This window comes from Litchfieldia salsa (assembly GCF_900104555.1).
Classification (GTDB): Bacteria; Bacillota; Bacilli; order Bacillales; family Bacillaceae_L; genus Litchfieldia; species Litchfieldia salsa.
In genome coordinates, this window is the sequence record NZ_FNJU01000011.1 from 136,828 (window position 1) to 153,042 (window position 16,215).

Below are 16,215 nucleotides of genomic sequence, written 5' to 3' on the forward strand. Positions count from 1 at the left end.
GTCATCCTTCAATCCCTTTATGCATCATGTTTATCTTTAAAAGCTCGATGAGCATTTAATACGACTTCATTCGCTGTTTGTTTAAGTTGATTCTCACCAACATGTTCTGAATTGATCCATTTCATATGAAGTAAGAATTCTATATTACCATCTCCACCTGTAATTGGTGAGTAGGAGAGATTTACACAATCATATCCTTGTAATAAGGAAAATTCAATCATCGTTGATAAGACAAACTCATGAACTTTTGGATCACGTACAATGCCTTTTTTTCCAACCTGCTCTCTTCCTGCTTCAAATTGTGGTTTAACAAGTGCAATAATATCACTGTTCTCAACTAAAAGAGTTTTAAGGACTGGTAAAATCAATTTCAGGGAGATAAAAGAAACATCAATTGATGCAAATTCTGGAAGTCCCTCATTAAGGTCAGCAGCTGTAACATATCGAAAATTAGTTCTCTCCATTACGACAACTCGTTCATCTTGACGAAGCTTCCATGCTAATTGATTGTACCCAACATCAAGTGCATATGATAATTTCGCACCATTCTGAAGAGCACAATCAGTAAAGCCGCCTGTTGAAGAACCAATATCGATCATAATTTTATCTTGGACTGTTACATCAAATTCTTTCAAAGCTTTTTCAAGCTTAAGACCACCACGACTTACATATGGCATGACCTTCCCTTTTATGGTGATTGGAAGTTCACGATCTACTTTTTCACCTGGTTTATCCAAACGTACTTCATTTGAATAAACCAGACCTGCCATAATCGTTCGTTTTGCCTTCTCACGGGTTTCTATAAGTCCCCGTTCTACAAGAATAACGTCTAATCTTTCTTTTTTCGTACTCATAATCAAGCCCTTTTTTGTTTCTTAGGTATTAATCGTCTAACACGACTTTTGACTTCATCTGTTGTTAGATTGATTTCTTCTAGCAGTTCATTCACATTACCATGTTCAATGAATTGATCTGGTATGCCCATACGTTCAATTACAGTGTGATGATATCCTTGGTCATGTGCAAATTCTAGCACAGCACTACCAAATCCTCCTTGAAGGATCGCTTCTTCAATTGTTAAAACAGGCACTTCTGATGAAAATAACTCATGAAGCATTGCTTCATCCATAGGCTTGATAAACCTAGCATTTATTACTTTGACTGATAAATCCTCAGTCTGTAACATTTCAGCTGCCTCTAAAGCCATCGGTATGGTTGTCCCAAATGTAAGAATGATCAAATCCTTACCTTCCTTAAGCACTTCCCATGAGCCTATTGGCAGTTCCTTTAACTCTTCATCCATTTTAACACCAAGCCCATTCCCACGCGGATAGCGAATAGCAATTGGACCACCATCATACTTAACAGCCGTGTTTACCATATGTTGTCCTTCATTTTCATCCTTTGGCATCATCAGCACTAAATTTGGCATATGGCGTAGGAAAGCAATATCAAAAACCCCTTGGTGGGTTTCACCATCTGCTCCTACAAGACCAGATCGGTCTATTCCAAAGAATACGTTTAAGTTCTGTCTGCATACATCATGTAGAACTTGATCATATGCTCTTTGTAGAAATGTTGAATAAATAGCTAGAAATGGCTTCATATTCTGAGTTGCTAAACCAGCCGCCATTGTCGTTGCATGCTGCTCTGCAATTCCTACATCATACATTCTTTCTGGGAACTCCTTAGCAAAGTTCTCCAGTTTTGAACCAACCGGCATAGCCGGAGTTATCGCAACGATACGTTCGTCCTCTCTTGCTAACCTACGAACTGTTTCACTAATTAGTGAACTCCATGCAGGAGCAACATTAACAGGCTTTACAAAATCTCCAGTTTCGATTTTGTATGCTCCTGTACCATGCCAAGTTCCAACGGTATCAATTTCTGCAGGTTGATAGCCTTTTCCTTTTTTTGTTATTACATGTAATAACACAGGTCCTTTTGTTTTCTTGGCATATTGCAGATTTTCAATCAAATCCTCATAGCTATGACCATCAACAGGTCCCAGATACGTAAAACCAAGTTCCTCAAAGAATACACCTGAAACAAGCAGATATTTTAGGCTATCCTTCACTCGTTCTGCAGTACTAGCTAACTTACCTCCAACAGCAGGAATTCTTTTAAGTAAATATTCAAGCTCATCTTTTACCCAATGATACTTACCAGCAGTTCTAAGTTTCCCAAGAACATTGTGAAGTGCACCAACATTTGGTGCAATTGACATCTCATTATCATTAAGAATCACAATCATATCTTTTCTTTCATGACCTATATGGTTAAGCGCCTCTAAAGCCATTCCGCCTGTTAAAGCTCCATCACCAATAATAGGTACGATAAACTCCCCACTCTTTTTGAGGTCTCTTGCAACGACCATACCCATAGCAGCAGATAAGCTAGTTGAACTATGACCCGTTTCCCAAACATCATGTTCGCTTTCAATTCTTTTCGGGAAGCCACAAAGTCCTTTATACTGACGAAGTGAATCAAATTCAGATGCCCGACCAGTAAGAATTTTGTGCACATAAGATTGATGACCAACATCCCATATAAATTTGTCTTTCGGGCTACTAAATTCTTTATGAAGAGCTATTGTTAGTTCTACCACCCCAAGGTTAGGTCCTATATGACCACCCGTTACAGATAATTTTTCTATTAAGAATGTTCTTATCTCTTCACTTAGTAAATCTAATTCTTCATATGACATGTCCTTCAAAAAAGCCGGACTTTTTATTGCAGTTAGATCCAAGAGGACCACTCACTTTCGCTTCGAATTTCTCTTTTTCTTTTTATCCTTTATTAACACTATATTAAACTTATCTTCAATAAAATGGAAGATGCGTCCTACCTGAAAGATAATCTCTGTCGATGATCTTATTGCAATCGATTTTCCAAGTGCTTTTCCACCAACTGTTAAAGCAGCCACCAAACTAGTAAAGACTACCGAAACGACATAATGAAAGACAGAACCATCTGTATAGTTATATGTAACAGTTAACTCTAAGACGACAATCGCTGTTGCAGTCCCACTTATTATCCCAGATATATCACCAATTACATCATTACAGAAGCTGGCAAACCGATCTGCATTCCTTACAATGTGTATTGCACTCTTTGAACCATTCACTTTTTTAGATGCCATTGCATGAAAAGGTATTTCATCTGCAGCCGTGGCGGCGATGCCAAGCATGTCAAAAAAGATACCGATAAAAACAATGATGAAAACGACAATTGTACCAATTGCCCAGGTTAACCCAGATAATGCATAGGTAGAGACAATAGTAAAAATAGCCGCTAACACAAAAGTGATAACGGCAATACCCAAACTCCAGTTTATTGATTCACGTATATGTTGTTTCATAATGTATTCACACATCCATCCGTTTTAAAGCAATACCTATGTATAATAGGTGGTCATATGAAAAGTAAATTTTACGGCTTAGGTCCAGTAGGATTTCCCAAATAAGTACCAAGTGTTGCCACAATGGCGGTTTCCCATTAAACCTATCTTAGCACCGTCACCGAATGCTAGACTGGATTACCACTTAGTCCGTACTGCAATCCTATTCATATGTCCATTTAGAACAGCCTAGGAGTTTTCCTCAAACAGTCCTTAACCATTTCCTAGCCTCTTTTGCAGAGTTAATTTCATATGGGCTAACCTTTGACTCATATATCAATGGCCAACTGATGTATGAATCTCGAACCATAATCCCCTTAACTCCACTCAAGGCAGGCTACGCTGTTTGAATCTCAACTACCAAAAACGAGACCAACACAGGTTCATACCCCATCCCATAGGATGAAATTCCTACATAAATGGGCCTCCACGGAAGCAGGGTCAACGCCCACATGCCATTGTGGATCGCCCTGCAACCTTAACCCCCAGCATCAACCCAAGGCTGGGCGCCTCAAGCCAACGCCAGGGACTTCATCGATGTGCCCTTTGACGGATTTTTAGGCCCGTCTTCAGAAACGGAGGACTGACTAGAATACTGCACCACCCAATTTATAGTTATTATATCATATTTTCATGTTTTCCTCAATCTGAAGCCCTTACTAACATAATTGCTTAATTTTGTCTCGATCCAACCAATTGGCACAAATACTCTAGAATCTCTGATTCTATCCCAATTTCTTTTATAGTTGTCATCGCTTGATCTATGTGATATTCAAGCTTTGCTTTAGCTCCACTCATCGTCAATAATGAGGGATATGTATTTTTATGATTTGTAGCATCACTTCCAACTGGCTTACCAATGGCTTCTTCAGAACCTTCAATATCAAGTATGTCATCTCTAATCTGAAACGCTAAACCAAGATGGAGTGCAAAACTTTCCAACATTTCGAGTTTTTCGGCTGAAGCATTTGCCATAATTCCTCCTGCCATAATACTATATGCCAGTAATTTACCTGTCTTATGCTTATGTATATACTCAAGTTCAGGAAGAGTTAATGCTTGTCCTTCTCCCTCAATATCAGCAACTTGACCACCAACCATCCCTTCTGCACCTGCTGCTTTAGCTAGTTCTGTAATTAACTTTAGCTTAGTACTAGGAGGAACTAACTCTTCATTCATGTCAGCGATTAGTTGAAAGCTGTAAGTTAACAAACCATCCCCCGCCAAAATGGCATTAGCTTCTCCGAAAATAATATGGTTTGTTGGTTTACCTCTCCGTAAATTATCATTATCCATGCTTGGTAGATCATCATGAATAAGAGAATACGTATGAATCATTTCAATTGCACAAGCAACTGGCAAACCCATCTCCTCTTCTTTATTAAAGGCCTTTAAAGTTGATAGAAGTAGAAGTGGTCTTATACGCTTTCCCCCTGCTTCAAGGGAATAGTTCATTGCATCTTTTAGTATACTAGGTGCTTGAAGGTGATCTATATACAATGGCAATACTTGTTCAATTTTTTGCTTTTGCGAAGACAAATAGTGTGTAATATCATGTACAAGCACCCTATTCTTCCTCCTGAATTGAGAATGGCTCTAGCTTTCCATCTTCTTTTAAGATTTGATCCATTTGTTTCTCAACATTTTGTAGTTTATCATGACAAAGCTTAGACAACTTCATACCCTCTTGGAAGTAATTAATCGCTTGTTCTAAAGGAACATCTCCTTCTTCCAACTTTGATACAATTCCTTCAAGTTTCTTCATGGCTTCTTCAAAAGATATAGCTTGCTCTTCACTCATTTATTTGTCTCTCCTCTACCCTAATAACTTGGCAGTCTAACTGACCATCTTGTAGTCTTACTTTAACTGAATCTCCTGGTTCAACAGTATTTACTGTTTTTAATAAGGTGTTTTCTTCATTATAGACAATACTAAATCCTCGTTCCATAACCTTTAGAGGACTTAACGCATTTAATTTTGATAGAGTTGATGTGAACATCTGATTATGTTCCTTAATAATACCCTTCACTTCCTTTTGAAAGGATTTTTCAAGCTGCAGTAATTGTTCTTTTGCTTGTAATTTCTTTTCTTCAGGATGCTGGTGGGATAAACGCAACATCAAGGTGTTAAATAAATCCTTCTTATTCTTAATCGTCTGATATGATTCACTTTTAAATTTATCATATAAGCGGTCTAACTGTTGCTCCTTTTGAGCATATAAGTTCTTCGGATAACGAAACGCATATGACTTTTGTAAGGAAGATAAGCGATCATGTTGAAGTGTTAACCTTTCCTTCATACTTCTCATCAAACGAGCTTGTCTTACAAAAATCCTTTCAGCTAATTCAGTCATATGAGGGACTGCTAATTCTGCAGCTGCAGTTGGTGTGGGTGCACGAAGGTCTGCAACAAAATCAGCAATGGTGAAATCTGTTTCATGACCTACAGCAGAGATAATCGGTACGTCTGATTCAAAAATTGTCCTAGCGACAATTTCTTCGTTAAATGCCCATAGCTCTTCAATCGAGCCGCCGCCACGACCAACAATTAATAAATCAATGTTCCCCATCTCATTTGCAATTGCAATTTGACGAGAAATCGACTCTCCCGCTTTAGTCCCTTGAACAAGAGCTGGGAGAATAATCACATTAACGATGGGATATCTTCTTTTAATCGTTGTTAAGATGTCCCTAACTGCAGCACCTGTTGGAGAAGTAATCACTCCAATGGTCTGTGGGAAAGAAGGTAATGGTTTTTTGTGTTTTTCTAAAAACAAACCCTCTTCTTCAAGGTTTTTCTTTAACTCTTCATAGGCTAAATAAAGATTCCCAATACCATCCGGTTGCATTTCTTTCACATACATCTGATAACCACCAGAAGTTTCATAGACAGTAACTTCTCCGCGAAGAAGAACCTTCATTCCATTTTCGGGCGTAAAGTTTATTGAGCGATTTTGACTTGAAAACATTACAGCTTGAATTCTTGCATGTTCATCTTTAATAGTAAAATACATATGTCCACGACTATGAGATTTAAAATTCGAAATTTCTCCTCGTAACCAAATATCTTGTAGATGTGGATCATAATCAAATTTTCTTTTTATGTACTTTGTTAATGCAGTCACTGTTAAGTAACGTTTTTGGGAATCACTCATGTTACCCTCCCTTAACACGATATATCGTATTTACCTAGTTATACAGTATGATACAATTAATTCAACGCAGTAGTGACTTTTGATAAAACAGCATTAATAAAACGACTTGAACTCTCATCACCAAATGTTTTTGCTAACTCAATCGCTTCATCAATACTAACCTTAGGCGGTACCTCGTCAACATGATTTAATTCAAAGATAGCTAATCTTAAAATAGAGCGATCAACATTAGCCAAGCGTTCTAAATTCCATTTCTCTAAGTTTCCTCGTAAAAGTGCATCGATTTCCTCTTTATGTTCAACCACACCTAATACAAGTTGAGTTAAAAACTCATCACCAACTTCATTTTCTAACACACTTTCAATCGCTTCTCTAGGATCACTATCACTCATATCAATTTGAAATAGGGCCTGTAATGCTTTTTCTCGTGCTGTTCGTCTTTTCATTCGTTTGTTCTCCTTTTACTTCGACAATTATTTTATCTACATCATAGCATATTTTTCATGTGCAATAAAATAGGACACAAAAAAAGCAAAATGCCAGTCATTAATTCAACCCTCAATACTGTCTTACGAAAAGTATTGAGGGTTTGAATAGTGACAGGCATTTCATGCTTATATCATCTTATGGTTATACCATTTTAGATTTCTTGATCATACGGTAATTCTTGTTTCTGGTTTTCAAACACGACACCAACAACATGAATATTCACTTCATCCACTTCTAGTGCAGTCATATTGAGTAAGGCTTGGCGGATATTATCCTGAATTTTCTGTGCCACGTTTGGAATTGAAATCCCAAAGTTCATTGCACAAAACACATCTACGATTACACCTGTTTCGGTAAGTTCTACCTTAACACCTTTACCGTGATTTTTCTTGCCCAAACGTTCAACTACCCCAGCTGCAAAATTACCTCGCATTTGAGCGACACCTTCAACTTCTGAAGCAGCAATTCCAGCAATGACCTCAATCACCTCAGGAGCAATCTCAACTTTTCCTAAGCCATTATTCTCTTGATTCATTTCTAAGATATTATTTTCAGACATTCAAAAGCACCTCCTTCTATAGTTTACGACTTCATGACATCATATAATTCAAGAAATTTCGTATTAAATTGACCACTAACAAATTGTTCATGTTCCATCAATTTGATATGAAACGGAATTGTCGTATGAATCCCTTCAATTACAAATTCACTTAATGCTCTTTTCATTCTAGAAACAGCTTCTTCACGTGTAGCACCATAAGTAATTAATTTGGCAATCATTGAATCGTAGTACGGAGGAATTGTATATCCTGGATATGCTGCTGAATCAACACGCACACCAAACCCTCCTGGTGGTAGGTACATATTGATTTTTCCTGCTGATGGCATGAAATTCTTTTCAGGATTTTCAGCATTAATTCTACACTCAATCGACCAGCCATTAAATTGAACATCCTCTTGTTTAAGAGAAAGTGTCTCACCTGAGGCGACTTTAATCATTTCTTTAATCAAATCCACACCAGTGACCATCTCAGTAACAGGATGCTCAACCTGAATCCTTGTGTTCATCTCCATGAAATAAAATGTATCTTCATTATGATCATAGATAAATTCAATGGTTCCAGCACCTGAATAATTTACAGCTTTCGCTGCCTTCACAGCGGCGTCTCCCATTTTACTACGAGTTGCTTCACTGAGTACAGGAGATGGAGTTTCTTCAACTAGTTTCTGTAATCGACGTTGAATCGAGCAATCACGTTCTCCTAGATGAATTACATTACCAAAGTTATCGGCCATTACTTGAATCTCAACATGGCGAAAATCTTGTATGTATTTTTCAATATAAACTCCAGGATTTCCGAATGCTGTGGCAGCTTCCTGCTGCGTGATATTAATGCCCTTAATTAAATCTTGTTCGTTATGTGCAACCCTTATACCCTTACCACCACCACCGGCAGTAGCTTTAATAATGACAGGATAACCCATTTCATTTGCTAATTCAACAGCTGCAGTTGCATTCTCTACGATCCCTTGAGAACCTGGAACAATTGGTACCCCAGCCTCACGCATGGTCTCTCTAGCAACATCCTTTGTACCCATTTTTGTAATTGCCTCTGGACTTGGACCAACAAAAATAATATTACACTCTCGGCAAAGCTCTGCAAAATCAGCATTTTCTGCAAGAAATCCATATCCTGGATGAATCGCTTGACTTTCAGTTAACTTAGCTACGGTAATAATGTTCGTGAAATTTAAGTAGCTATCCTTAGATGAGGTTGGTCCAATACAATAAGCTTCATCTGCTAATTGAACATGTAGTGATTCGCGATCAGCCTCTGAAAATACAGCTACTGTTTCAATTCCTAGCTCCTTACATGCTCTGATAATCCGTACCGCTATTTCTCCACGGTTCGCGATCAGTAACTTCTTTATCATATTATTCGCTCCTTACTATGCCTTAACAAGAAATAGTGGTTGACCATATTCAACAAGTTGTCCATTCTCAACCAATACCTCAACAATTTCTCCAGCTACCTCTGCCTCAATCTCATTGAAAAGTTTCATTGCTTCAACAATACAAACAACTGTATCAGCACTTACTTTATCTCCAATATTTGCATATACTGGTGCATCTGGTGATGGAGACGAATAAAATGTTCCAACCATAGGTGAAGTAATTTTATGTAAGTTTTCTTTACCCGTTTCCTCTGATGGAGAAACCGGTGCAGTAGCTGATTGACTCTCCTTTTGAGATGCAGGAGCTGCTTGTGGCGTGTGTCCGACCATTGGTTGTGGAATTTGTTCAACAACTGTATTTACTGTCGGTTGTACAACAACTTCCTTTACTTTCTTCATTTTCAATTTTGAACCTTCGTGTTCAAACGAAAATTCGTCAATGCTTGATTCATCGATTAATTTAATTAGTTCTCTAATCTCTTGTATTTTCAACATGATCTTACACTCCTTATTATAAGTAAAGAGACCCCTTCACACCAATCCAATGGTATGTATTTAGGTGGTCATACCACTCCATCATACTTTATATTTCAGTAAAATACTATCAAAAAATATAACTGTTAGTATTAGTACCACATACTAACATGATACGCTAGAGTGTAATCTCATTCAAGCGATAGTAGGATGTTTTTAAATATAAGTAAATTATACCATATAATTAAAGCGTTTTCATTGGTTGATATTTGTTATTTGTGCTTTTTCTGTAGGTTCAAATCCCTAATTTAATAATTCATTCGGTATAACAAAGAATTGAGTTCGGTGTGTTGTTTATCACGGTTGCTTTTGTCCGATCGCGAGACCTCTTATTAGACAAATCCTTTGCTGGCACCGTTCGTTTTGTCCGATAGAGACCTCTTATTAGACAAAACCTTTGCTGGCGCCGTTCGTTTTGTCCGATAGAGACCTCTTATTGGACAAAACCTTTGCTGGCACCGTTCGTTTTGTCCGATAGAGACCTCTTATTGGACAAATCCTTTGCTGGCGCCGTTCGTTTTGTCCGATAGAGACCGCTTATTGGACAAACCCTTTGCTGGCACCGTTCGTTTTGTCCGATAGAGACCTCCTACAAACAAGGCCTATATGCTTTCACAGTCCGATTTGTGTTTTTTAACTCTTATTTCACGATTTGCAACAAAAATATATAACAAAGTCTTTATAGAACAAGAGCGCACCCATGATTTGGATACGCCCTACGTTGTTGATCAATTATTTTGAATCAAATGTAACGACTACATTTTGTAGGTCTTCCATTTCACTTCTTACAAGTCTGATAATTTCGTTTGCAGCCGTTTTTGAATTTTCTTCAGCTTTAACTGTAATTTTCACTTCAGAACCATCCGCACGTACTAGTGCATCTTCATAACCCTTACCTTTAATTAGCATTTCTAAGAATGTTTCTTTTGCACTAACTTCTTGTAGTTCACGCATTTCTTCATATGCTTTACTCTTTTCTTCTGCAGATACATCTTTAGATGCTACGCGTGCTTGTAAATCACTTCTTACCTGACTTCTATAATCCTCGATTTGCATGCGAAGCTCCGTGAACAACTCATCACTTGATACAGCAGAAATGAGAGAGCCATCTTCAGCTTCTTCAACTGTCACATCAACGCCATCTTCTTTAGCAGCCTCTTCATTCACTTTTTCATCAGCCGCTGTCTCTTTTTCAACTTCAGCACTCTCTTGATCGAAAGCTACATTTTCAGTTGTGATATCTGGTGAAGTAATATAGTAGACTGACAGAACCACCACTAAGCTTAACATTGTTAATAACCATACTGTTTGTTTTTTCAATAACATTTATGAATCCCCCTTAGTTTTTTTGGGCATTACTGCAACTTTATGAGCCGGTACATCCAACCCCTTTGTTACAGCTTCAAGCACCATTTGTTTTATTTTAATGTTGTCAGCACCTGCAGCTACGACGAGAACACTTCTTATCACTGGTTTTTCAATTTTAATGATAATTGGCTTCTCATCATTTTCTGTTCTGACGATGACAACTTGTTCATCCATGGATGTATCCTCTACGTTTCGTTCACCACCATTAGGGTCTTTCTCCTTTGTTGATTGGCTTTGTGTGATTGTATTTTTTTCGAGAACCTTTGTTTCTGTTGCATCTACATTCACAACTACGGTCACATCATCAACGCCAATGATGGTTTCTAATGCTTCTTTCAAATCATTTTCATATTTAGTTTCATATTCAGAGATTGCTAGTGATTCAACATTATCTTTTTGCCCAAATGTCTCAACTTCTCCTTGTGAACTCGTCTCCTTCAAAACTGGAATTGATGATTGAGTAGTAGTTTCCTTTGAAAAAAGATTGCCCACTAACATAAAGACAATTCCAGCTGCCAAAACGATGAGGATATATCGATTCTTCTTTGTCTTTTTGTCAGGCGGATTTTCATTTGATTGAAAAAATAATTTTTTCATTGAATCTATAAACCCTTTATCTTTATCCATTTCCTACTCTTTCCCTCCTTCCACAGTAACTTCAATCATTTCTGTGTGAATTTCCCATTCAGTAGATAAATAAGTAACAATAGGTTTGGTGTCCATTTGCTGATCCTCTATTTTTGGCTGTTTGGAGGTATCAATCACTACTGGCTTGATGACTGGGATCTCATTTGAATCACTTACATTTTCAGATAATACTACTTTGATAGAGGCAATATCATTATGAGTGGGTTCTTCACCAACTTCCTCTTTTAATGCAATATCCACCCGCTCTACCCCTAACTCATATTTATCCATCAACTCCTCTTCAACTTGAGATTTCATTTGGACAGCCATTTGTTCTAAAATATATGCACGGTTTGAGGCTTGTATTTCTATTTTTTTCATTTCTATCAAATTTTCCATATTTTTTTCATCAGATACAGGTGTAACACTTATCGAAGAAAGCACTTTTTCAAAGTCCTTGGATAAAATACTAAACAATGGTGTTAAAATGATGACAATTAGAATAAGTCCGGTAACCATCTTGACGTATTTCTGCATGCTTGAATTTGGGAGGAGCATATCTATGATCGTCGCAAGCAAAATAAATAAAATAATATTTGTTATCCATTCTGTTAAAAAGTTCATTCCATCCCCCCCTCCAGTCACTCAATCTAACAACTTAGAATACTTACCTGACCATCATTGTGAGGTTACCAGCTGCAATGATTACTGTAATGCTTAAAAAGAACATAAGAGAAACAATCGCAAGTGCAGCAAAAATGTAGATTACACTTTTACTAATTACATCTAAACAAGCAATAACTGGTCCACCACCAATCGGCTGAAGGAGTGCGGCAGCAATTTTATAAATAATCGCTAGTGACAAAACCTTTAAAGCTGGAAATGCAGCTAGTAATAATAAAATCACCACGCCAACAATGCCCACTGTATTCTTAAGTAAAACTGATGCACTAATCACAGTATCTGTGGCATCTGTAAACATACGACCAACAACTGGGACGAAATTACCTGTAATAAATTTAGCTGTCCTGATTGTGATCCCATCGGCTACCGCTGCAGATGCACCCTGAACAGAGATGACACCAAGAAAGATTGTTAAGAATGCACCCAATAAACCGATGCTCACATTTCTAATTAATTGTGCAAGCTGTGTCACCTTGTAATGCTCACTCATTGTACTTACAATACTTAGCAACGCAGATAAAAACAGAAGTGGCAGAATAACAAACTGGATCAGCATGCCACTTGTATTCATTAAGAATAAAATCAATGGATGGAAGAATGCTGCAGAAGCTAGTCCACCAGAAGATGCAATCAATGCCAGCAATAACGGAACAAGTGCTAAAATAAAATTGGTCATCGTAGTAATCGCTTCTTCTGTATACATAATGGCTAATCGGAAGCTATTCAAAGCGATAATGATTAACACCATATATACAAGAGCATAAGCGACCTTGCTAACTGCACTCTTTTCAAAGGAATTCTGTAATGTTTGTAAAAAAGTACTAAATATCGTTAACATAATTAACGTACTAAGAAGTTTACCGTTAGCAATCAGTTCGTAAAATAGGTATTTAACAAAGCCAAGTAGCCACTCTTTTAGTGATAGTTTTTTTTCCCCACTAATAAATTCAACTAATGACCCTTTTTGACTTTCCGGTAACACGCCTCCGTACTCTGAAACGACTTTTTCCCAGTAAAGCTTGATTTCATCTAAACCTAGATTTTCTATTTGTTGCTCAACAAGTGTTTCATCTTGGGGAGAAGCTTGTACTATCTGTGGTAAAAATAAGAGAACGAGAAAGATTATAAAAGTCGAGAGTCCAAATCGATTCATTGTTTCACCCCTTAGGTATAACTACCTTGGTATCAAATTTATAACCGTTTCGATAATTACGGTCAGGATTGGTATCGCCATTGCTAAAATAAGTATTTTTCCACCAAGCTCTATCTTGGAAGCAATGGCACCTTGTCCAGCATCCTTTGTAATTTGAGCACCAAATTCAGCTATATAAGCAATTCCAATAATCTTCAAAATTGTTTCAACATAAACCATATTTACATTTGCATTAATCGCAATTTTTTCAAGCATGCGGATAATGTCCGATATTTGATCAACTAGGAAGAGGAAGATCACACAACCGACAAATACCACTAACATGAAAGCAAAAGTAGGTTTTTGTTCTTTTATAATTAGAGCTAAAAAGGTAGCGACTAACCCTAGACCTACAATCTGAATAATTTCAATGACCGATTCCCCCTTTACCCTTGAAAAAGGAAGACTGACTTAATTTTGGCAAACAGTTCTTCTACGATCGTCGCAACCATAAATAAAATATAAATAAAGCCTAGAAGTGTTACCCACTGAGCATATTCTTTTTTTCCCATTTGATCTAAAATAGTGTGGAGAAATGCAACAACGATTCCTACACCAGCAATTTGAAAAATGACATTTACATCGACTCCCACAAGCTTCTCCCCCTATAACCTACATCAACAAGATGATTAACAATAAACCAGATAAGAACCCAAGACTTTTAATCATTTTTTCATATTTCCCCTGCTTCTCTCTTGCCTCATTCTCTTCTTGTTCCAAATGTGTTAATGCTAAAACTATGTGCTTTTGCTGGGAGATTCGATCACTTTGCCCAAGCGTTTCACCAAATTGTTTTAAAATCTCATACTCACCTTGCTTAAAGGCAGTTAACTTCCAAATCTCCTTCATACTCTCTTCCCAAGCTTGATTAACCATTAATCCTCCGGCTTGAAGCTTCTTGCTAAATACCTCAAAAAACCAAGACAAAGGCTTCGGGATCTGACGTGATAAGTTCATCGCAGCTTCATCAAGTGGGATATGACCATACATGATTTCAGCTTCTAGTGACTTTAGTGCCGTACGTAAATACCTTAATTGACGAGGACGTTCAGTCAGATGACGTGAAATTTCGAATCCAATCCAAGTAGACGCTGATAAAATGAAAATGGCACCAAGGATTTTCATCATGATGACACTCTCGCTGGACGTGGATATATTTCTTTGCCATGCTGATTTAAAACCGCCCGAATCGTACCTGGGCCTTTTGTACGTGACAATTCAATAAAACGTTCAAAGACACCTATCTCTAGAAGTGGACGAAGTGTAGGTCGTTTATATAAATCTGCAAGCTGATGACCATGAACAGTAATAATTAAAGAAACACCCGCATTAACTGCTTCAAGAATGCTATCACTATCTTCTTGACGACCAATTTCATCAACAATTAATACTTCAGGGCTTAATGAACGAATCATCATCATCATTCCCTCTGCTTTTGGACAAGCGTCAAGCACGTCCACTCTTGGACCAAGAGCTTGCTGCGGAATACCCTTTACACAACCAGCAATTTCAGACCGTTCGTCTACAATCCCCACCTTGCTAGAGGGGATCCCCAAAAGCTCATCACCTGTACTAATTATTCTTGCAAGATCACGAAGCAATGTGGTCTTACCTGTTTGAGGTGGTCCGATAATCACTGTATTTTTCCAATGCTCCTTGTACAGTAAGGGAACATAAGGAGCAGCAATTCCTATTTTTTGCTTGGCGATTCGTATATTAAATGAAGAAATATCTCTTATCGCCTTTACTTTCCCTTGCTCCGTAATTACCTTGCCCGCAAGTCCAACCCTATGTCCACCTTGAATGGTGATATAGCCTCTTTTAAGCTCTTCTTCGAGTGTATAAATAGAATAATGACTTAACCGATTTAACAGTTGAATCCCTTCATCAGCTGTCACAATATGAGATTGCAAGTGCGGCTTTCCACCTACAACAAGCTCAAGAGGTCTAGAAACTCTTACTCTAATTTCTTCCACTTTTTCCTTTAAGGAAGGAGGATAATTTTGGATGATATCTGCAATCGCTGAGGGCAATATCTCGACAATCTCATGCATTGTGATTCCTCCAATTATAATTTATTCACTGGTACTACTTGTTCACTTTATATTTCAATGTATGCAGGCTTGACCACTTTATGACAACTAATACGGTGCCATTACTTATAAATACCGAACAGAATAAGCCCAACACCAAGTGCTACAAAGAATAATTTCGAAAATGAAAGGTCATCTGCAAGACTTAATAACCCAATCGCCATCGTAGTGATTAGAATAACCGGTCCTACTACAGCTAACATTGCATTTATTGCCACTGCTTTTTTTACATCATTAAAAACAAGCATAAGAATCGCAGCAGTTAATTCAATGGAAGCCGATAAAAAACGAAGTCCAGCCATTGAAAGTACACTTGTTTCTATTAAAGATAGCCATTTTCTCATGAAGAATCCCCCAACACTTTAAGAATGTTTTATTTGTACAACCTATGCGGTCATCTGGTTTTTAAGAAGTGAAAGTTTCTAATCATCGAGGAAATTATGAATTGGTAGGACAGGAAGGCATTTGAGGATTATCGAGAAGACTTTCAAAATTTTTGAACAAAAAAATACCCATTCATAGGAATGGGTACTTTTAATAATTATAAGGAAGTATAAGAACTGAACGAAGTTTTGGTGTCCAGCTCCAGCGCCTAGCCCCTCGGGGTCATAAGTCAAATCACTTCAGAAATCAAGATTTCCTGCGTGATTCGCCTTATGCCTGCCTGAGGCTGATCAAGGCGCTTCCGCTTTTCTTGGTGTCTAGCTCCAGCGCCTA

The 16,215-nt window shown here is 37.7% G+C and carries 19 protein-coding genes; all 19 read right to left on the reverse strand.

The genetic code is table 11. The annotated features are described in order from the left end of the window. Nucleotides 1-17 precede the first annotated feature (17 nt). Complete coding sequence (locus BLQ56_RS18235) at nt 18-854, reverse strand: TlyA family RNA methyltransferase (protein ID WP_090857773.1); 837 nt, start codon at nt 852-854, stop codon at nt 18-20. Nucleotides 855-856: 2 nt separating this feature from the next. Next, nucleotides 857-2,749: a 1-deoxy-D-xylulose-5-phosphate synthase gene (dxs, locus tag BLQ56_RS18240; protein WP_090857776.1), complete on the reverse strand. Its 1,893-nt coding sequence runs from the start codon at nt 2,747-2,749 to the stop codon at nt 857-859. 9 nt (nt 2,750-2,758) lie between these two features. Continuing rightward, nucleotides 2,759-3,361 carry a hypothetical protein gene (locus tag BLQ56_RS18245; protein ID WP_090857779.1) on the reverse strand — a complete coding sequence of 201 codons (603 nt, stop codon included), beginning with the start codon at nt 3,359-3,361 and terminating at the stop codon, nt 2,759-2,761. Nucleotides 3,362-4,072: 711 nt separating this feature from the next. Further along, a complete protein-coding gene (locus BLQ56_RS18250; RefSeq protein ID WP_090857781.1) occupies nt 4,073-4,966 on the reverse strand; it encodes a polyprenyl synthetase family protein in 894 nt (297 codons plus the stop codon). A gap of 1 nt (nt 4,967) precedes the next feature. Further along, nucleotides 4,968-5,201, reverse strand: coding sequence for an exodeoxyribonuclease VII small subunit (locus BLQ56_RS18255; protein ID WP_090857784.1), 234 nt, complete (start codon nt 5,199-5,201; stop codon nt 4,968-4,970). Continuing rightward, nucleotides 5,194-6,555, reverse strand: a complete 1,362-nt coding sequence (gene xseA / locus BLQ56_RS18260; RefSeq protein ID WP_090857787.1) for an exodeoxyribonuclease VII large subunit — start codon at nt 6,553-6,555, stop codon at nt 5,194-5,196. The genes BLQ56_RS18255 and xseA overlap by 8 nt, the downstream gene beginning before the upstream one ends. 56 nt (nt 6,556-6,611) lie before the next feature. Beyond that, a complete protein-coding gene (gene nusB / locus BLQ56_RS18265; RefSeq protein WP_090857790.1) occupies nt 6,612-7,001 on the reverse strand; it encodes a transcription antitermination factor NusB in 390 nt (129 codons plus the stop codon). Between the two features lie 194 nt (nt 7,002-7,195). Beyond that, on the reverse strand, nt 7,196-7,603 hold the full coding sequence (locus BLQ56_RS18270; RefSeq protein WP_090857793.1) for an Asp23/Gls24 family envelope stress response protein: 408 nt from the start codon (nt 7,601-7,603) through the stop codon (nt 7,196-7,198). 23 nt (nt 7,604-7,626) lie between these two features. After that, nucleotides 7,627-8,979 carry an acetyl-CoA carboxylase biotin carboxylase subunit gene (gene accC / locus BLQ56_RS18275; protein ID WP_090857796.1) on the reverse strand — a complete coding sequence of 451 codons (1,353 nt, stop codon included), beginning with the start codon at nt 8,977-8,979 and terminating at the stop codon, nt 7,627-7,629. Between the two features lie 15 nt (nt 8,980-8,994). Further along, entirely contained in the window at nt 8,995-9,495 is a 501-nt protein-coding gene (accB, locus tag BLQ56_RS18280) for an acetyl-CoA carboxylase biotin carboxyl carrier protein (RefSeq protein ID WP_090857798.1), read from the reverse strand. A 771-nt stretch (nt 9,496-10,266) separates the two neighbouring features. Next, nucleotides 10,267-10,860, reverse strand: a complete 594-nt coding sequence (locus tag BLQ56_RS18285) for a SpoIIIAH-like family protein (RefSeq protein ID WP_090857800.1) — start codon at nt 10,858-10,860, stop codon at nt 10,267-10,269. Further along, a complete protein-coding gene (gene spoIIIAG / locus BLQ56_RS18290) occupies nt 10,861-11,529 on the reverse strand; it encodes a stage III sporulation protein AG (RefSeq protein WP_090857803.1) in 669 nt (222 codons plus the stop codon). It lies immediately after the preceding gene. A 3-nt stretch (nt 11,530-11,532) separates the two neighbouring features. Continuing rightward, a complete protein-coding gene (gene spoIIIAF / locus BLQ56_RS18295) occupies nt 11,533-12,153 on the reverse strand; it encodes a stage III sporulation protein AF (protein WP_090857805.1) in 621 nt (206 codons plus the stop codon). A gap of 43 nt (nt 12,154-12,196) precedes the next feature. Next, nucleotides 12,197-13,366: a stage III sporulation protein AE gene (gene spoIIIAE, locus BLQ56_RS18300; RefSeq protein ID WP_090857808.1), complete on the reverse strand. Its 1,170-nt coding sequence runs from the start codon at nt 13,364-13,366 to the stop codon at nt 12,197-12,199. Nucleotides 13,367-13,387: 21 nt separating this feature from the next. Further along, complete coding sequence (spoIIIAD, locus tag BLQ56_RS18305) at nt 13,388-13,777, reverse strand: stage III sporulation protein AD (protein ID WP_175490377.1); 390 nt, start codon at nt 13,775-13,777, stop codon at nt 13,388-13,390. Nucleotides 13,778-13,791: 14 nt separating this feature from the next. After that, the gene (gene spoIIIAC, locus BLQ56_RS18310; protein ID WP_090857815.1) at nt 13,792-13,998 is read right to left on the reverse strand and encodes a stage III sporulation protein AC; all 207 of its coding nucleotides are present in this window, start codon (nt 13,996-13,998) and stop codon (nt 13,792-13,794) included. Between the two features lie 19 nt (nt 13,999-14,017). Beyond that, nucleotides 14,018-14,533, reverse strand: coding sequence for a stage III sporulation protein SpoIIIAB (spoIIIAB, locus tag BLQ56_RS18315; RefSeq protein ID WP_090857819.1), 516 nt, complete (start codon nt 14,531-14,533; stop codon nt 14,018-14,020). Continuing rightward, nucleotides 14,530-15,459 (reverse strand): stage III sporulation protein AA, encoded by a 930-nt coding sequence (gene spoIIIAA, locus BLQ56_RS18320; protein ID WP_090857822.1) that lies wholly within the window; start codon nt 15,457-15,459, stop codon nt 14,530-14,532. The genes spoIIIAB and spoIIIAA overlap by 4 nt, the downstream gene beginning before the upstream one ends. Nucleotides 15,460-15,560: 101 nt before the next feature. Beyond that, nucleotides 15,561-15,842, reverse strand: a complete 282-nt coding sequence (locus tag BLQ56_RS18325; protein WP_090857825.1) for a YqhV family protein — start codon at nt 15,840-15,842, stop codon at nt 15,561-15,563. Nucleotides 15,843-16,215: the final 373 nt, after the last annotated feature.